Source organism: Caballeronia sp. GAWG1-1 (assembly GCF_023631465.1).
Taxonomy (GTDB): domain Bacteria; phylum Pseudomonadota; class Gammaproteobacteria; order Burkholderiales; family Burkholderiaceae; genus Caballeronia.
Genome location: NZ_JALQDB010000037.1, coordinates 124,752 through 142,932, shown reverse-complemented (window position 1 = coordinate 142,932; position 18,181 = coordinate 124,752). Strand labels below are relative to the sequence as shown.

Sequence of the window (18,181 nt, the reverse complement as noted above, 5' to 3'; positions counted from 1 at the left end):
CCGCAGCCTTCGTATATTTTTGTGTGAGTTGGAAAAGGAAAACGGCGGCGTCCTCGCGAGAAGACACGGCCTGGGTCAGTACTTCATGACGACGAGACGCGTCTGCGTGAATTCGAGCATGCCGTGCTTGCCGTCGTCACCGCCGATGCCGGAGCGTTTCCAGCCCGCGTGGAAGCCTTGATACGGATCGGCCGGCGTGCGGTTGATATAAAGCTCGCCCGCTTCGATGGAGTTGGCGACCTTCATCGCCGTGCGATAGTTTTCGGTGTAAAGCACGGACGAAAGACCGAATTGATGATCGTTCGCCATCGCGATGGCTTCATCGAGCGTGCCGTAGCGCACGACGGCGAGCACCGGCCCGAAGGTTTCTTCCTGCACGATCTCCATGTCCTGACGGCAGTTGGACAAGAGCGTCGGCGGATAGAAAAAGCCCTTGCGCTTCGGCACTTCGCCGCCGGTTTCGAGCACAGCGCCTGCCTCGACCGCGCGCATCACCATGGCGTGAATGCCTTTGCGCGATGCCTCGTTGACGAGCGGCCCCATGAAGCTCGCGTCTTCGAAACGGTCGCCGATCTGCTTGGCCAGCATCTGCTCCTTGAGCAGGCGAACGAATTCATCGTGGATGCTCGCGTGCGCATAAACGCGCTCGATGGCCGTGCAAAGCTGACCGCCATGCGTGAGCTTCGAGGCGACGAGTTCGCGCGCGGCCTTCTGCAAGTCGGCATCCGGCTCGATGATCGCGGGCGTCTTGCCGCCCAGTTCCAGCGAAGGCTTCGCAATATTCGCCTTGCAGTATTCGAGCACCTTGCGGCCCGCGGAAACGCTGCCCGTCAGCGTGATCATGCCGACGGCCGGATGCGTGCAGACGGCTTCGGCGGTGGCGTGATCCATCGCCAGGATATTGACGACGCCCGGCGGCAATGCAGCGCGTTCGACGGCGCGCGCCAATTCGAACGCGGACAGCGGCGTGTTGTTGCTCGGGCGCACGACCACCGTATTGCCCGCGATCAACGCCGGCGCAACCTTGCGCAGCAGCGTGTAGATGGGGAAATTGAAGGGAATCAGGCAGGCGACGACGCCTATCGGCTCGCGATGCAGCACGAGGTTTTCGTCGGGCGTATCGCTCGGAATGACTTCGCCTTCGATGCGCCGCGCCCATTCGCTGTGATAGCGCGTGATCTGCGCGGCGTAGATGGCTTCGTTGGTGGCGTCCGTCAGGCTCTTGCCCGACTCGGAGGCGAGCGCCGCGCCGATATCGGCGGAGGCTTCGACGATGGCGTCCGCGAGACGCTGCATGTGCACCGCGCGCTCGGCGGCGGGCATCACGCGCCAGCGCTTTTGCGCGGTGGCGGCAAATTCAACGGCTTGCAACGCCTCTTCGCGCGTTGCGTTGTGCACGTGGCCGAGCACTTCTTCGGTAGCCGGATTGACGACGGCGGTGCGTTGATCGCTTGCGGGCGCGATGAAACATCCGTTCACGAAATTGCGTTCTGACTTCATGTTTCTCGATGATTCCTGGTTCGATGACGGGCGACGGCGGCCGCAGCGGAAAAACCAGCGCCGCTGATGTCGCGGCTGCCTCTTACGACTTTCGGCCCATTTTTCCGCGCTTCGCGCTGCAGCGACAAGCGAAGAATTTGCTGGCAGAACATTCAAAAAACTCACGTTCGATGTTCGGCGAAATCCCTTTGCAAGCGCGCGTCGATCACGCACAATCCGTCGCTCATCGTTAGCCATCCTTGGCGTTTTCGCGTGAGCGATGCCGACGTCATCGGATAAAACAAGAAAACTTGAGACTTTCATGAGAATTAAAGCCATTCTGTTCGCAGCGGTCTGCTGCCTGTCTTCCTCCGTCTTTGCAGCGAGCAGCGTCACGCTATACGGCGTGCTCGACGAAGGCCTCGACTACACGAGCAACGTCGGCGGAAATCACGCCTATGAATTGACGAGCGGTTATGCGTCGGGCAGCCGCTGGGGCTTGCGCGGGGTCGAAGATCTCGGCGGCGCGACTCAGGCCGTGTATCAACTGGAAAGCGGTTTGAACCTGAGCAACGGCGCGGCGGGTCAGGGTGGCCGCATGTTCGGCCGTCAGGCTTTCGTGGGCGTGCAGAACGAACGCTTCGGTTCGGTGACGCTTGGGCGTCAGTACGATTCCGTCGTCGATTACCTTGCGCCGACCACCGCCAACGGCAACTTCGCGGGCTACCTGTTCGCGCATCCGTTCGACAACGACAACACGGACAACTCGTTTCGCGTGAACAACGCGGTGAAGTATGCGAGTCCGTCTTTCGGCGGCTTCAAGTTCGGCGGCTTGTATGGCTTCAGCAACAGCACGGGTTTCGCGGACAACCGCTTGTATAGCGTCGGCGCTTCGTATGCGAATGGCGGCTTGCTGGCCGGCGCGGCATATATGCGCGCGGACGGCGTCGGCACGGGTGGCATCGGCGCCATCGCGGCCAACGATGCGAGCTTCGTCGCGAGACGCATGCAGGTCTACGGCGCGGGCGTGAACTACTCGTTCGGCCCCGCAACGGCAGGCTTCGCCTATACGAATTCGAGTTATCGCGATCCGTCGACCAATGGATATATAGGCGGCACGCTCGTGGCAGCAGGCAACACGCTCAACGCCGTCAAGTATCAGAACTTCGAAGTGAACGGCAAGTACCAGTTCACGCCGGCGTTCTTCATCGGCGCGCAGTATGTGTATTCCATCGAGACGTACGACGCGGCTTCAGGCACGGTCAAGCCGAAGATTCACTCGTTCGGCTTGATGGCGGATTACTTCCTGTCCAAGCGCACGGACGTCTATGTGCAAGGCGCCTATCAGAAAATCCACGGGCCTTCGACGGATTCGGTGCTGGACAACGCGTATATTCCGGGCGCGCAGCAAGTGTCGTCGAATTCGAATCAGTTCGTCGCGCGAGTGGCTTTGCGGCACGCGTTCTGATCTAGCTGACATTGAGTTCGTGATGCGGAAGGCCGGACGCTCGTTCGGCCTTTTTCTTGGGCGTGACGCTCAACTCCCGATCACCACCGATATCTCTCCCAACGGCGCCTTCGAGCCATTCGGCACGACTGCCCTGAGTGGAAACCCGAGCGTTCCCCTGAACGTGACGAAGCGGCTCATCTGAAAACGCACACCGCCGCCGATGCTCGCAAGCGATGCATTGTTGACCTCGCCCGCTTCGGGGATGCGGTTCCACACATGCCCTGCATCGAAAAACACAAACGGCTGCATCGCCGCGAAGCCGAACGTGATGGCCGGCGAGCGCAACTCCGTTTGCACGTTCCAGCCGCGATCGCCTTGCGCCGCGTACGGGTCGTAGCCGCGCACGGTCGAGTCGCCGCCAATCCCGAGTTCCTCGCTCGGCAAAAGCGTGTTGTTGGTCCACTGCACGAGCCCGCGCGCGGATACCGAAAAGCCCGTCGCACCCAGCGGCGTATCGCGTTGCGCGGACAGTTGCAGATACTGATAGCGCGGCTTCGCGCCGAGACGCGCGGTATCGAAGGCGTCGCTGTTGTTGCTGCCGTCGAGATAGCCGGGGCTCGCGTAGAGCGATGCATTCAGATGCGTGTCGCCGGATGCGTCGCTCTTCGTCAGATCGTAGGCAAGCACGAACTGATGGACGTGCGTATTGGCATTGAACACCTGAAAGCCGCCGAATTCGAGGTCGTTGTTCGAGCGCTTGAAGTCGTAGCCGAGTTGCAGTTGCTGCTGCCACGCACCCGCCTTGTCGAGCGGCGGAAGGCGCCAGTCGTAGCGAAAACTGAGCTGCGCGCTCGTGCCCATCTGTCCGTAACTGTCCGGCAAGCGTGGCGTACTTTGCGCATACACCCCGAACAGTTCGATACGGTCGAGCCACGGCAGCGGCGCAATCAGGTTGAACGAATGCGCGACGAAGCGCGCCCGGTTGGGCCGCCCTTCGATATCCGGATTACCCGAAATGAGGTCGTTGCTCGCCGTCGCCTGATAGCCGATGCGTGCATCCGTGCCGAACAGATTGCCATAGTCGAAACCCGCAAGCAGGCGGTCGCGGCCCAGGTCCGGCACGCCGTCGTTGTTGTAGCCGCCGTAGACGCGCAACGGCAGCCGGTCTTCGGTCTGCAGGACGACATCGGTGGTATTCGCGGCGGCGCCCGGCGCATAGATCACGTCGACACGGCGATACGGGTTCGAATTCAGGAGCGCGAGGCCCGCGGCGACATCGGCTTCGCGGATCGGCTCGCCAGCGGGCAGCGGCATCTCGCGGGCGAGGAGCGCATCGGAGAAATAGCGATTGCCTTGAGGGAGCACGCGCCCCGCGCGAAACTCGGCAATCGCAATGCGCACCACGCCGTCGCTCACGTCCTGCTCGGGCACGTAGACATCGACGAGCGGCAGGCCCGCCTCGCGATAACGCTGCACGACGGCGCGGCGAATTTCGGCCAGACGCGCGAAGGTGAGCGGATGGGCGAGATCGGCCGCGAAGGTATCGAGGAAAGCGGAATCGAGCAGCGGCGCGCCACTGGCCGTGATCGCAGCGCTCTGCGTGCCTTGCGTGCTGGCGGAACCGGCCGCGCCGTCCGAGCGCACGAAAGCGATGCCGCGTAAATCCGCGATCGCTACGGCCTGCGACGCATCGCCGGATTCGGCGGGCGGCTGCGGTGCACGCGGACGCTCGGCGGCGGGCGGGGCAATCGGCGCGACGTCTTTATATGATTGCGCGTGCGCTGCATCGGTATAAGCGGCGGCATAAACAGCGGCATGAGCGGCGGCAATGCAGCACGCGAGCCGCGTGAACCGCACGCTCCCCTTCGATGCCCGCGTCATGCGCTACCGGCGCGCCGACGCGCGGGCCAACCACGGCGAAGATCGAAAGTCTGTCGCAAAGGCGCTCCTCGTCTCAATGTCCGCATCGTCACGCGGCGGCCTGACATCGTACTCGCTAATGGCATGACCGTGAGCGCGCGAGGCGAAGCTCGAAAGCGCCACGATGTCGGTGTCGATCACGAATTGGTCGCACACGTGCTCAGGCGCCGTTCCGGTTTCAGGTAGCATCGGGTGCGAACGCGCCTCGACCAAGGGCCGTTCCGAACGCAAACGAGTGTCATGACAAAAATAGCAGACGAAACGCCGCAGTTTTCCGATCAGACACAGAGCGAGACAACGCCGGAGTCCTCATCCATCGCACGGACCGGACCGCTCACCGAAGCCAAGCTCTTCGGCCGTCAGACACCGCCTTCGGGCGGCGACCCGCTTCCGCCGCCACCGCCCGGCGGCGCGGGCAGCAGTTATCGCGCGCTCGCGGGCCTGTTGTGCGGCTATGCGCTGCTCGTCGCGGGAAACGGACTCTTCCAGACGCTGATACCGCTGCGCATCCTGCAGGCGGGTTATCCGACGCTCGTGATCGGCCTCATTCAGTCGTGCTATTACCTGGGCTTCATTCTCGGCGCGGTGGTGAACCGGCGGCTCATCGACCGGATCGGGCAGCATCGGACATTCGTGGCTTTTTCAGCGGCCGCGTCGATTCTCGCGCTGGCGTTCGGCGCGAGCGAGTCGCCGTGGCTCCTCGCGCTCGTGCGTATTCTCACGGGCGTCGCGTTCATGGGGCTTTATACGTCCATCGAGAGCTGGCTCAACGGCACGGTGGAGAACGAGCGGCGCGGCCAAGTCTTCGGCTCGTATGCAGCCATCAACTATCTCGCGGTCGGCACCGGGCAGTTCTTGCTGAATGTCGGCGCGGGCACGGGTGCGCAGCAATTCTCCATCGCCGCCGCGCTGTTCGCCGCCGCCGTGCTGCCCGTGACCTTGCTGGAAGGCTGGCCCGTCAAGGTCGCCGATGAAAACCTCGACCGCGTGCCCGCCCGAACCTGGCGCGAGAGCCTGCGCGAGATGATGGCCGCGACGCCGCTCGCGGTTCCGGGCTGCATTCTCGCGGGCTTTCTCTACAGCGCGTTCTATTCGATGACGCCGGTCTATCTTCAACGCTCCGGTTTTTCGACGAGCGAACTCGCGACCTTCATGGGCGTGGCGCTGATCGGCGCACTCCTGCCGCAATGGCCGATGGGCCGTCTCTCCGACAAAGTGGACAGACGGCGTCTCGTGTTTTACACGGCATCGATTTCGGCGACCTTGAGCTTCGTGCTGCTGTGCTTCGATTTTCGCGCGGTGGTGTGGTGCGGCACGCTGGCGTATGTCGCGGTGACGTTCACGCAATACGGGCTCATCGTTTCGCACGTGCATGATAGAACGGAGGCGCATTTGCGCGTCGCCATCTCGGCGACCTTGCTCGTGCTGTTCTCGCTCGGCGGCATGACCGGTCCGGCGCTGGCTTCGCTATTGATGACCGTCTTCGGTCCACGCGGACTCTTTCTCTTCAACGGGCTGTCGTGCGTGTTGCTAGCGCTTTGCGCACGCCGGGCGCTTCATGCCGGTTCCGGCAGCGTCGCCGCGAGAACGGCTGGCTGACCCAAGCACTCAATGAGCGCGCCGGATCGCCGCCGAAAAGTCTTCGTCGATCAGCGCGCCTTCCGGCCGCACGATGAGACTGCGCCGCTTGAGTTCATCGAACGTCGAGGTGTTGTCGAGCAGGCCCATGCGATAGGTGTAGTCGTCGGCGTGGCCGCTTAGCAGCACCTTCCAGCTATAACGAAGATGCGGCGCGACCGTTCGCGCGTGATGCAGGATATTGCTCGTGCAGTTGTTGAAGAGCGTGTGATAGAACTCGGCGCGTTCGTTCAGGTCGTTCACGCGCTGCATGTAGTCTTTGAACAGCGCGCGCACGGTGGCGGCCGTGACCTGCGCGCGATACAGCGACACGCGTTCGCGCCGTATATCGGTACGCACGCCGATCAGATCGCGCTCGTCGGCCACGACATAGATCAGATCGTAATGCTTGAAGAAGCCGCGCCACGTCGAATAATGCTGCCCTTGCCGACGGCGCGTTTCGATGGAGATGGAGAGATAACGGCCATCATCGAAACCGAAGCTTACGAACACATGTGCAATGGATTCATGCGTCCAGCGCGACACCACGAGATCGACCGTCTGTAGTCGCGAGATCTCATAGATGGCGTCGAAATAGGCGGGCGTGGCTTCGTCCCGCGTTCGGTAGACAAAGTTGCGGACATTGCGAATACGCACTTGGTCGCCGCACCACATGGCGGACGCGGTCCGTGCATATTCCTCCACCCAAGGCGCGCTCTTTTCCGTGCCGGATTTCACGGTCGGACTCCATGAAAGGCTCGTGACCAACTGCCACTGTACCGCGAGACTTCGCGCGACTCGAAGCGCGGAACGATTCATGCGAAAGCGCCGGTATGCCCGAATATCCGCATGAATGCGCCGGTCTGAAAACAAGGATTGCGATGCCCGCTTACAATTGCTTCATCAGCCAGGATGCGCCGCCCGGAGTAGAAATGACCGGCCGTGCCGCATCGACATGCAGAAAAAAATCCGGTTCAAAGACCGGCGTGCGAACCGTAAATCGTCTTCGACCATCGAATCACGGCCGTACGAAGCCCGCGACCCGATCGTCGTCTTAATGCGTCTGCTGCCTGGAAGCTTGCGGCCATTGGACAAACCGGCGCGCCTTTGCGCCGCCGAAACGCCTTATCGAGACAATGACGGACAACTCCTCCACCGCACACAGCAGTGAATTCAATGCGCCCGATGCATCGGCGTATGCCGAATGCGCGCGCGAGCCCATTCACGTTCCTGGCGGCATCCAGCCGCACGGTCTTCTCTTGAGCATCGACGCACAAGGCACGATCTTGCAAGTGAGTGGCAATGTCGCGCAACTCACGTCGATCGCGCCCGAGCGTTGCCTCGGCGAGCCGCTGTCGTTCGTCATCGGCGATGAAGCCAGCCGCCGCGCCGTCGCCGAATTGGGAAGGCTTACGCGCGATGGCGCGACGATCCACACGGGCAATGTCGTCATCGATCATTGGAGCCAAAGCGGCCCGTTCGCGCTCGTCGTGCATCGGCATGAAGGCTTGCTCTTCGTTGAACTGGAACCCGCGCAACATACCGCCGAAGTGTTTTCGAGCATGTATCCGCTCGTGCGCTCCTTCGTCACCGAAGTGCAGTCCATGCGCACGGTCGAGCAGCTTTGCCAGTTCGCGGCGACGGAGATTGCGCGCATTACCGGTTTCGGGCGCACGCTCGTCTATCAATTCGACGAAGCCGGCAACGGCCACGTGCTCGCCGAAGCCATCGAGCCGGGCTATCAGTCATACCTGAACCAGTATTTCCCCGCGTCCGATATTCCCGCCCAGGCGCGCGAACTCTACAAGCGCAATCGCATCCGCCTGATTTCGAACGCCGATTACGAAGCCGCGCCGCTCGTGCCCGCGCTGCATCCGCAGACTGGCCGGCCGACCGATCTCACCTACGCGTCCTTGCGCAGCGTCTCGCCCGTGCATCTGCAATATATGCGCAACATGGGCACGCTTGCCTCGATGTCGATGTCCATCGTCGTCGACGACACGCTCTGGGGATTGATCTCCTGTCATCACGCGACGCCGCGCCTGCCGCCCTTCGAAGTACGCACGGCTTGCGAGCATGTCGCGCAGATCGTCTCGCTGCAGATCGAGGCGCGTGAAACACAAAACGAAGCCCATTACCGGCTTGAACTGCGCCGCATGCTTTCGAAGCTGCTTTCGTCGATGGCCAATACCGACAGCTTCGTCGAAGCCCTGGTCAACGACTCGAACGACCTGCTCGGCTTGACGCGCGCATCGGGCGCGGCGGTGATCTTCGAGGGGCGCACGTCGCTCATCGGCGTGACGCCGAGCGAGCACGACGTGACAGCGCTTGTCGACTGGCTCGATCAGCAAAGCGAGGACGTGGTGCTGTCGGATCGCGCATCGGCGGATTGTCCCGTGCTGCCAGATTCGCCGAATGTCGCGGGTTTTCTCGCGGTATCGATCTCGAAGATCTATCGCAATTACGTGATCTGGTTTCGCCGCGAGGTGGTGCAGACCATCGAATGGGCAGGCGATCCGCGCGCGAAGCTAACGGGGCTTTCTTCTTCGCTCTCGCCGCGCGTGAGCTTCGAAACGTGGACCGATGAGGTGCGCAATCGCTCCTTGCCGTGGCGCACCGCCGAGCGCGAGATTGCGCTGGAGTTCCGTGCGGCCGTGCTCGGCATCGTGCTGCGGCGTGCGGAAGAGATCGCGCAACTGGCGACCGAACTCGGCCGCGCAAATCACGAACTGGAAGGCTTTTCGTACACGGTGTCGCACGATCTGCGAGCGCCGTTGCGGCATATCGTGGGCTTTGCGGATCTGCTCAAGCAAATGGACGGCCAGAAACTGTCGGAGCGTGGGCGCGGCTATCTGGAGCGTATCGTGACATCGGCGCGCTTCGGCGGGCGTCTCGTCGACGACCTGCTTTCCTTCGCGCAACTCGGCCGCGCGGCGTTGCGGCCGCATAAGGTCGATATGCATGCGCTCGTGCATACGGTCATCCAGACCGACATCGACGAGGAAACGTCAGCGCGTGTGCACTGGAAGGTGGATGCGCTGCCGCCCACCGAAGCGGATCACGTCTTTTTGCATGTGGCGTTGAACAACATCATCGCCAATGCGGTCAAGTTCAGCGGCGCGCGCGAGCAACCAGTCATCGAAATCGGCTCGCGGGAAGGCACGGGCGAACTCGCGGGCTACACGGTGTACTTCGTGCGCGACAACGGCGTGGGCTTTGACATGCGCTACGTGGACAAGCTCTTCGGCGTGTTCCAGCGGCTGCACGTCGATGATAAATTCGATGGCACGGGAATCGGGCTTGCGAACGTGCGGCGGATCATCGAGCGTCATGGGGGCAAGGTCTGGGGCGAAGGCCAGCCGGATCACGGCGCGACGTTCTTCATTGCGTTGCCTAAGCAGTATCGGCCGGAAAGCGGCGTGCGGCGCGATACGGCGGCTTCGGCGCTGGCGCGGCTGGCAGCGGGAACGGGCGGCGCGGCGCAGGATTTCGAACAGCTCGTCAAGCGCTCGGAAGAGAAGAAATAAGCGCTTCGTTATTTAAGCAAAAAGGGGCTGCAATCATGAGATCGCAGCCCCTTTTTATCGCGTGATGCTAGGGCAACAACGAAGCACGCACGCTTAGAAGCGGTGACGCAAGCCGACCGCCGCCGCCACCTGATTCTGCGTCGTCGAAGGCGACAGCGTGTTGATCATCGCGACATTGGCGCCTGCATTGCCAAGCTCGCCCGAAGCATGCTGATACACGCCTTCGACGTACACATCCGTGCGACGCGAGAGCGAGTAATCCGCCTTGAGCGACACCGTATGCCACTTCGGATCGCCCGAGCCGTTTGCGCCGTCGATCTTGCCGTCGGTGTACGCGTAGGACGCGTCGAGATCGAGCGCAGGCGTCAACGCATAGCGGCCGTTCAGTTCGAAGTTGTTCATATGCAGGTTCGTGCCGCCCGGCAGCGCGAACGTGGAGCCGCCTTGCGACGCCGCGATCAGGTTGTCGTAATGCGTATTCGTCCACACGAAGCCGACGGTCGCCGGGCCATAAGCGTAATTCAAGCCTGCGCCGAAGGTGCGTTGCTGATCGGCGGTCAGATTGTTGTTGCTGCCTTGACCCGCCGCTACCGCGCCGCCCGTATTGCCTGTGCGCGAGTTATTGATTTGCAGGTAAGACGCCGCAAAGTTCAACGGACCCGTGCTGTACGAAGCACCCGCGCTCCATGCGCGGTTGTTCGAGAACTGGCCGGCGTCATTGCTAAAGCCATACAAGCCGCCGAACTTGAAGCCGCCGTAGTTGGCGCTTTGATACTTCACTGCATTCTTGATCGAAAACGAGTTGTCGAGGTTGTCGTTATCGAACGGATGCGCCGTCAGGTTATTGCCATAGCCGCCGCCCGGTTCCGACAAGGGCGCGAGGTAATCGACCATGGAGTCGTATTGGCGACCGAGCGTGATCGTGCCGTACTGGTCATGTTGCAAGCCGACATACGCCTGACGACTGAACATGGAGTTGCTTTCGCTATAGCTGCCGTTGTTGAGGTTGAAGCCGCTTTCCAACTTGAAAAGGGCGTGCATTCCGCCGCCCAGATCTTCAGACCCGCGCAAACCGAAATACGTGTCCGATACCGAACCACTGCCTTGCTGCCAGTTACTGTGTCCCGCGGAGTTGTTGGTGTAGACGAGGCCCGCGTCGAGCGTGCCGTACAAGGTGACGCTGCTTTGCGCCTGAGCCGTTGCGGCGAATGTGCCAAGAACGCCTGCGATGAGAAGAGTTTTTTTCATGGTTCTCTAAGTGCCCTGCTAAGTGTTCATGTTCAAGACCAGGCTTCTTCAAGATCAGGCTACCGCGCAAGCAGAAGCGCGCTCCTCAAGAAACTTGAGGGACACTATATGCGAGCACTTTGCTTATTCCGCTGCGGTCGCCAGGAAACAATATTTTGCTAAAACCGCACTAAGCTAAGTGGACGCTTCATATCCCTTTAAGCTCAGACGCTTAGGTCTCTTGGCGAGTAATACAGACGAGGTTTCGTGTTGTGCATGAACGACGGCATTTCACCGATCCACGCAAGAGCCATTTGCGAGCCATGCGGTTTGTTGTTGGCGATCGGGTTGTTACGCTTCGTCATGTCCTGAAGAACTCCGAATTGCAGTCCAGGGACAGGGGCGGCTTCGCGAGAGGAAGCCGCCCTTTTTACGCTTTGTTTGCGCTTGATTGTCAAGCGTCGTTTAACGCGCTTTCATGACTTAAGGCGCTTAAGCTGCGCGCTTGGGAAATGCTAAGAAAACGCTAAAGAAAACCTAAGAGGCGCGCTTGACGAATTGGGCGACGAACGTGCGCGTCGAGTCATCGGCGAAGCGGACGGCAACGCTTTCACCGCTCATCATTTCCACCGTGCCCACGCCATAGCGACGCACGCGAACACGATCGCCCGCTTCGAAAGTCTTTAGTTTGCCCAGCGGCTTCGACGCTTCATCGACGCGTGCGTGCTCACGTTCTTCACGCGCGCTTACGCTGATCTCCGGCGGATGCAGGCAATTATCGCAAGCACCGCATGTCTTGCCGCCGAGCTCGTCCTCCGGCGATCGATAATTCATCTCCGCCTGACGCAGAAGCTCATGCGACTTTGCATCGTCGATATCGGCAGCGAAATAGTCGAGCACGATGCGCCAGCGGCATTGCGCGCTCTGCACGTACGTGATCATTCGTTCCAGCACCGCGCGGTCACGCTCCGCTCTCGCGGTGTACGCGCCCGCTGCTTGATCGAGATGCGCGAAGGCCGCGCCATCGTCGATGAGTTTCATGCCGCCGCGCTGCGTGCGCCGCGTCATGCCGAGTTCGTTCAACAATGTTGCCGCCACGCGCAACTTGTTCGCACCGATATTCGGCATCGCTTCCTGCAAGCGTTCAAGCGGCTTCTGCAGCGTGTGGCCAGCGTCTTCCTTGGCGAGCTTGCATACGGTTTCGGACACGAGTCGAATAGTCTCCGCACTCGGATAGCGGCCACCGAGAAAGAACTGCTGAACCTGCTTGTCCTTCATCTCGAAGAGCAGAATGCAATCCGCAGGCTCGCCATCACGGCCCGCGCGGCCTGCTTCCTGATAGTACGCATCGAGGCTGCCGGGCATCTGCGCATGCAGCACGAAGCGAATGTCCGGCTTGTCGATCCCCATGCCGAATGCATTGGTCGCCACCATCACGCGCACGCGATCTTCCATGAAAGCGTCCTGCGCTTCCGAACGTACACTCGCCGCAAGCTTGCCGTGATAACGCTCGGCCTCGACGCCGGCATCGACGAGCGCGGCATGCAGCGCCTCGCACTCGGCCACCGTCGAGCAATACACAATGCCGCTGCCTTGCATTGCGCTCACGCGTTCGATTGCACGCGCGCGTTTCTCCTCGGGATTCGTCAACTGCTCGACGGAGAAATGCAGGTTCTCGCGATACACGCCCGTATGGATCACGTTTGCATGGCGCATTTGCAATTCGCGCACGATGTCCGTGACGACCGCGGGCGTTGCGGTTGCCGTCAGCGCGAGCACGGGCGGTCGGCCCAGCGTCTTGACCGCATGAATGAGTTCGACGTACGCGGGACGGAAGTCGTGTCCCCACTGCGAGATGCAATGCGCTTCGTCGATCACCACGAGCGGAACTTCGGGCATGCCATCGGCGAGAAGTGTTGCGTTGAACTCGGCATCGACGAGACGCTCGGGCGTGACGAACAGTATGCGAACCGCATGATCGGCGATGGCCTGCATGGCTTCGCGCGCTTCGCTTGCCTTGAGCGTGCTATTCAGAACCCTCGTCGCCACGCCCGCTTCCGCGAGCTTGGCAGCCTGATCGCGCATCAACGATATGAGCGGCGATACCACGATCGTCATGCCTTCGAATTGCAGCGCCGGCAGTTGATAGCAAAGCGATTTGCCGGCGCCTGTCGGCATGACGGCGAGCGTATCGGCGCCGTCGAGCACGCTTCGAATGACCTCTTCCTGACCCGGCCGCAGATGCGGAAATCCGAATACCTTGAGTAGTGCCTTTTCCAGTTCGGCGTCGAGCGGTCGCGACGAACGGCTCTTGCGTGTGCGGCTATCGTTCATAAGTCGGAGATGGCGAGGGCTTAGTCTTTCCAGTCTTTTCTTTTCGAATCGGCCTTGCCAGAGCCACTGCTCTTGGCGTTCTTCTGTTTCACGCGTTCCTCTTCGGTACGCGCGAGCGTCGTGGGATCGGTGCCCGCCTTGCCTGCGGCGCCCGCGCCACCTGCCGTTCCAGCCGACTTGCCGGATGCGCCAGAGCCCGATTGCGTGTTGCCCGGCACGGTGCTCTCTTCAGCATGCGCCGCGATCGAGCCGATGAGTCCGGTCAACGCAACGGCGCAGCACAGGATGGAAGACGCTGTCTTTTTCATTGTCGATACCTCGATGGAGGCTAGCGCTTATGCAGGAGTTGCCGCGCTGCCTTCGAACAGCATCAAAGCAATCAGCAGACCCAGCACCACTTGCTTGAAGAAAGCGCCAAGGCAATGAAGAAATGTCCCGTCGATTCCTCCGTGCTTTGCATGCGTTCCATGCCTCGAACGGTCGTTCGGAGAAAAATCAGGGAAAACCCGCTCGATGTCAAAAGGTGCGGAAACGAGACCAGATAAGCCTCACCGCAAGCTGGTTTTCAATTGGAAACAATTTCGAAGAAGGTAAAGCGAACGATCGGAACGTCAATTGCTCAGATGGTTACTTTACGAATCGAGCAGGAAAAGGACTATGAAGAAGGGCATCGATGCCGCCATCCCCGAGTTTCGACAGCGCCGAACCGCGCAACTTGCGGAAAGCGAACTCAGGCATCTGGAATTGATTCTCGCAAGCTATGCCGGGCCGCCCGACGTGGCGCCGGGACGTTTTCCGACCGGATATTGGGACAAACGCATCGCCCAGCTCGATGCCGACTACGATCTCGTCCCGTCGCAGTGCCATCGCGTCGCCTCGCTGCAACGCAAGCTTGCTCTTTTGGATAACGCGCTCGACTCCGCGTACCCCGAGTCGCATGAGGACGCTCAGAACCGGCGTGCAGCCGCCTGAGTTAGGTCCGTTCCAGGCCCAAGGACTATTTCGCTCGCCGGATGGCCATACGCGCCACATCCGCCGCGAGATCCGCGCAAAGCTCGGCCCACTTGCCGAGCAGCGATGAATCGTTAGTCAGGAAGTACGGCGAGCCGGCCCAGACCGGGCCGTTTTCATCGTCGTAAGCCACTTCGAAGATTCGCAGGTCTTCGTCATCGCCTTTGCCCATTGCGACGAGTTCGGCAAACGAGTGAACGTGTTTGAGCGCGACATCGTAGATGCCGATGCCGCGCAAGACCGCCATCACCGTCTTGCCGATTCGCCATGCCGCTTCGCGGCTGTCCGCCATGACGAAGGCCACGCCTTCTGCCGGCGTTTCAAGTGTGATCCGGAAAAGCCGGGTCCTGCATTCGTTGCTGAGTTGGGTATTCATGGTCCGCAAGCTGGCGCGCTTTGGCTCGGCTCCAATCGAAAAAAGAGCCGCCGCGAGGCACGCGTGTGTCGTGGACGCGATCGGCACCTGAAGCACTGTCGCGTGTTTGTCGACCCCTTAGAGCCACACAATAAGCCGTTGTTCCCGAGTGAAAGCCATTCGTCTGCGCGTAGTGTGCACCACGCGCCGGGGGACCGCGTGAAGCGGTTTGTAATTGCGCCGGTGCGCGTCGTGGAAGCATCTAGAATGAGGAACGATCTATCCCGCGTGCCCACCGAAAAAGGCGCCATCCATGACCGATCATCCCCACGCAGCCGACACACAGCGCCAGTTGCAAACCTGCATCTCGGTACGCGACATCGGCAGCTTCTTCGTCGGCGGCGAGATGCTTACGCTAAGCGGCATGCCGCATCGCGACCGCGTCAGCACGAACCAGGGCGCGGTGCATCCTGTCGATCAGAATGGCGAGATCATCGCGGGACAGATGTACGTGCAATACATCAGGCTCGAACGTCCCACCGGACGATGGCCGCTCTTGCTATGGCATGGCGGCGGCATGAGCGGCGTCAACTGGGAGACCACGCCCGACGGCCGTCCCGGCTGGCAGATGTTCTTCCTGCGCTCGGGTCTGGATGTGTATGTCTCCGATGCGGTCGAACGCGGACGCGCGTCGTGGGCGCCGTATCCCGAGGTATATGCCGAAGCGCCCTACTTTCGCACGGCGCGCGAGGCGTGGGAAGAAACCTTCCGCTTCGGGCCGGCGGGCTCGTGGCATCCGGATGAAGCGGCAAGACGCTCGCACGAAGGCGTGCGCTTTCCTGTCGGGCGGATGGAAACCTTCATGCATCAGTTCGTGCCGCGCTGGGCGACCAACAATGCCCGCACGCAACATGCTTACGACGCGCTCATCGCGAGCCTCGACACCAGCATCATCCTCACGCATAGTCAGGGCGGCAACTTCGGGCTGACGGCCGCGCTCAATGCGCCGGAACGCGTGAAGGCGGTGATCTCGCTGGAGCCATCCGGCGCGCCGTCCCCTGACGATCACGACGCCGCTCTTCTGCGCGATGTGCCGCATCTCTTCCTTTGGGGCGACTATCTCGATCAGCATTCGTTTTGGGTCGATTCGGTGCCGAACGTCCGGCGCTGGCATGACGCGCTGGCCGCGGTGGGCACGGATGTCGAATGGATCGATCTGCCCGCGCGCGGCATTACCGGCAACTCTCACGCGCTCATGGCCGACGACAACAGCGACGCCATCGCTGCGATCGTGCTCGAATGGCTGCGCAAGCACAGCCTCGCGGCCTGAGCACATGCGTCCTTACGATCCCGCTATGCCGTTCGCCGGATTCGCATGTCCCATGATCGCCGCGATATTGCCGAGGGCCGGTTGCACATAAACGGGCGGCGGTGCATCGAGCGGCAGCGGCGCGGGGCCGGAGTACATTGCGTGCGGGTAGACCGGCAGCGGCGGCGCGCTCTGCGCATTGGAAGCCACGGGAAACACGGGCCCGCCCACGATACCCACGCCAATGAACGGATGTGCCTCTGCCGCCGTCATGCAAGCGGCGCTCAAGGCCAGTGCCAGCGTGATGTTTTTGATCGTCTTCATGTTCGTCTCCTGTTGTTTCCGGTTCGTCGATGAAGCCATTCTGCGAGCCGAAAATGAGAGAAGAATGAGGACGTAGTGCAAGTCAGAAGAGTTCGGTATCCATCGGCAGCAGGTTGATCCACTTGACGGCGGTGCGCCGCTCGACGCCATCGTCGTGAATGGAGCGAATCATGACGCGTTCGCCGCGAGCCTCTCCCAACACTTCGACGATACGGTTACGATAGCGCGCGAGCGTGCCTCTGAGTGGCTTGCGTCTCTTGCGCCTGCGGGTTAAAACAGCGTGCATGGGCGTGACAGCGATTTATGACGGCATCATCATAACCATCGCCGCGCACAGGCTCAAACAAATCTCCCGTCTTCGAGCGAATTCAAGCAAACCCAAGCGAGCCGCCACACCATGCGACGAATCACAGTACGAACTTCTCCCGTCCATGGCCGGGGCGTTTTCGCCCTCGCCGATCTACCCACCGGCGCGCTGCTGCTCGAATACAAGGGGCAGCGGCTGACGTGGAAGCAGGCGCAACGCAGCCATGAACGCTCGACCGCCGAGGACGGTCACACCTTCTTCTTCGGTCTCGACGATGGCAGCGTGATCGACGGCGCACGCGGCGGCAACTCCGCACGCTGGCTCAATCACAGTTGCGCGCCGAACTGCGAAGCCGAGCAGGACGGCGAGCGCGTCTTCATCTTCGCCATCCAGCCCATTCGAAAGGGCGATGAGCTGTTCATCGATTACCGCCTGACGGTGGAAGGACGGCGCACGGCGGCAATGAAGCGGCTTTATGCATGCCGATGTCAGGCATCGGGCTGTCGGGGAACGATGTTGTCGGCGGGAAGGTAGTGCCTCGCCGACAACGTCGACGCTTAGATTTGCGCCATCCCTCCATCGACGAACAACTCGGCCCCGTTCACGAAGCTTGCGTCAGCGGATGCAAGAAACACCACCGCGCGTCCGATCTCACGCGGCTCGCCCAGTCGCGCGAGCGGCACCGACGAAGCCAGATGCGCATACAACCCTTCCTGCTGACCTTCGGGCACGATGCCCGCAAGCCCCGGCGTGCGCACCGGGCCCGGGCTCACCACGTTCACGCGAATGCCGCGATCCTTCAAATCCAGAATCCATGAGCGCGCGAAGTTACGCACCGCCGCCTTGCTCGCGCTGTAGACGCTGAAATTTTCCGTGCCTTGAATTCCAGTGGTCGAGGCCATCAGGACGACCGAGCCGCCATCCACGAGCAAGGGCAAGCTCTTTTGCACCGTGAACACGAGCCCCTTCACGTTGGTTCCGAAAATGCGGTCGAAGTGCTCCTCATCGATCTGCGAAAGCGGCACCATGTCGCCACCGCCTGCGTTCGCCACGACGATATCGAGCCGCCCCGCACGCTCGCGAATCTCGCTGAAGACGCGGTCGAGATCGTCGAGCTTCGATACATCCGCGCGAATGCCCGTCGCGCCCGCGCCAATGGCCGCGACCGCCGCATCCAGTTCCGCCTGACGACGGCCTGTGATGAACACCGTCGCACCTTCCGCCGCCAGTTCCTGCGCCGACGCAAGACCAATGCCGCTCGATCCGCCCGTCACCAGTGCAATCTTGTTTGCCAGCTTGCCTTGCGTTTCTTGAGTCATGA

Annotated in this window: 16 protein-coding genes; 7 read left to right on the top strand and 9 right to left on the bottom strand. The window is 61.4% G+C overall.

Annotated features, from left to right (window positions below; all coding sequences use genetic code 11):
- Positions 1-75: 75 nt before the first annotated feature.
- Complete coding sequence (aldA, locus tag NCT03_RS25775) at positions 76-1,500, bottom strand: aldehyde dehydrogenase (RefSeq protein WP_250494419.1); 1,425 nt, start codon at positions 1,498-1,500, stop codon at positions 76-78.
- A gap of 8 nt (positions 1,501-1,508) precedes the next feature.
- On the opposite strand from aldA, the gene NCT03_RS25770 reads away from it, so the two are divergent.
- Positions 1,509-1,733, top strand: coding sequence for a hypothetical protein (locus NCT03_RS25770; protein ID WP_250469080.1), 225 nt, complete (start codon positions 1,509-1,511; stop codon positions 1,731-1,733).
- A gap of 68 nt (positions 1,734-1,801) precedes the next feature.
- A complete protein-coding gene (locus NCT03_RS25765) occupies positions 1,802-2,947 on the top strand; it encodes a porin (protein WP_250494418.1) in 1,146 nt (381 codons plus the stop codon).
- 69 nt (positions 2,948-3,016) lie between these two features.
- Here the strand turns inward: NCT03_RS25765 and NCT03_RS25760 are convergent, their stop codons facing one another.
- Positions 3,017-4,810 carry a ShlB/FhaC/HecB family hemolysin secretion/activation protein gene (locus NCT03_RS25760; RefSeq protein WP_250494417.1) on the bottom strand — a complete coding sequence of 598 codons (1,794 nt, stop codon included), beginning with the start codon at positions 4,808-4,810 and terminating at the stop codon, positions 3,017-3,019.
- Between the two features lie 279 nt (positions 4,811-5,089).
- Here NCT03_RS25760 and NCT03_RS25755 point away from each other — a divergent pair, with 279 nt between their 5' ends.
- Entirely contained in the window at positions 5,090-6,448 is a 1,359-nt protein-coding gene (locus tag NCT03_RS25755; RefSeq protein ID WP_244829817.1) for an MFS transporter, read from the top strand.
- A 9-nt stretch (positions 6,449-6,457) separates the two neighbouring features.
- Here the strand turns inward: NCT03_RS25755 and NCT03_RS25750 are convergent, their stop codons facing one another.
- Positions 6,458-7,204: an Lnb N-terminal periplasmic domain-containing protein gene (locus NCT03_RS25750; protein ID WP_250494416.1), complete on the bottom strand. Its 747-nt coding sequence runs from the start codon at positions 7,202-7,204 to the stop codon at positions 6,458-6,460.
- 398 nt (positions 7,205-7,602) lie between these two features.
- Here NCT03_RS25750 and NCT03_RS25745 point away from each other — a divergent pair, with 398 nt between their 5' ends.
- Positions 7,603-9,993, top strand: coding sequence for an ATP-binding protein (locus NCT03_RS25745; protein ID WP_250494415.1), 2,391 nt, complete (start codon positions 7,603-7,605; stop codon positions 9,991-9,993).
- 93 nt (positions 9,994-10,086) lie between these two features.
- Here NCT03_RS25745 and NCT03_RS25740 read toward each other — a convergent pair whose 3' ends face one another.
- From NCT03_RS25740 to NCT03_RS25730, 3 genes are all read right to left on the bottom strand, one after another.
- A complete protein-coding gene (locus NCT03_RS25740; RefSeq protein WP_250494414.1) occupies positions 10,087-11,241 on the bottom strand; it encodes a porin in 1,155 nt (384 codons plus the stop codon).
- 516 nt (positions 11,242-11,757) lie between these two features.
- Positions 11,758-13,554 carry a RecQ family ATP-dependent DNA helicase gene (locus NCT03_RS25735; RefSeq protein WP_250494413.1) on the bottom strand — a complete coding sequence of 599 codons (1,797 nt, stop codon included), beginning with the start codon at positions 13,552-13,554 and terminating at the stop codon, positions 11,758-11,760.
- 20 nt (positions 13,555-13,574) lie between these two features.
- Positions 13,575-13,862 (bottom strand): hypothetical protein, encoded by a 288-nt coding sequence (locus NCT03_RS25730; protein WP_250469074.1) that lies wholly within the window; start codon positions 13,860-13,862, stop codon positions 13,575-13,577.
- Between the two features lie 349 nt (positions 13,863-14,211).
- Between NCT03_RS25730 and NCT03_RS25725 the strand changes: the two genes are divergently transcribed.
- Positions 14,212-14,526: a hypothetical protein gene (locus NCT03_RS25725; protein WP_244829823.1), complete on the top strand. Its 315-nt coding sequence runs from the start codon at positions 14,212-14,214 to the stop codon at positions 14,524-14,526.
- A 25-nt stretch (positions 14,527-14,551) separates the two neighbouring features.
- On the opposite strand, the gene NCT03_RS25720 is transcribed toward NCT03_RS25725, so the two are convergent.
- Entirely contained in the window at positions 14,552-14,941 is a 390-nt protein-coding gene (locus tag NCT03_RS25720; RefSeq protein ID WP_244829824.1) for a hypothetical protein, read from the bottom strand.
- A gap of 292 nt (positions 14,942-15,233) precedes the next feature.
- Here NCT03_RS25720 and NCT03_RS25715 point away from each other — a divergent pair, with 292 nt between their 5' ends.
- Positions 15,234-16,250 carry an alpha/beta hydrolase gene (locus NCT03_RS25715; RefSeq protein WP_250494412.1) on the top strand — a complete coding sequence of 339 codons (1,017 nt, stop codon included), beginning with the start codon at positions 15,234-15,236 and terminating at the stop codon, positions 16,248-16,250.
- 12 nt (positions 16,251-16,262) lie between these two features.
- Here the strand turns inward: NCT03_RS25715 and NCT03_RS25710 are convergent, their stop codons facing one another.
- A complete protein-coding gene (locus NCT03_RS25710) occupies positions 16,263-16,553 on the bottom strand; it encodes a hypothetical protein (protein WP_250494411.1) in 291 nt (96 codons plus the stop codon).
- A 397-nt stretch (positions 16,554-16,950) separates the two neighbouring features.
- Between NCT03_RS25710 and NCT03_RS25705 the strand changes: the two genes are divergently transcribed.
- Entirely contained in the window at positions 16,951-17,394 is a 444-nt protein-coding gene (locus NCT03_RS25705; protein WP_250469065.1) for an SET domain-containing protein, read from the top strand.
- Between the two features lie 23 nt (positions 17,395-17,417).
- Here NCT03_RS25705 and NCT03_RS25700 read toward each other — a convergent pair whose 3' ends face one another.
- Positions 17,418-18,179, bottom strand: a complete 762-nt coding sequence (locus NCT03_RS25700; protein WP_244829828.1) for an SDR family NAD(P)-dependent oxidoreductase — start codon at positions 18,177-18,179, stop codon at positions 17,418-17,420.
- Positions 18,180-18,181 lie beyond the last annotated feature (2 nt).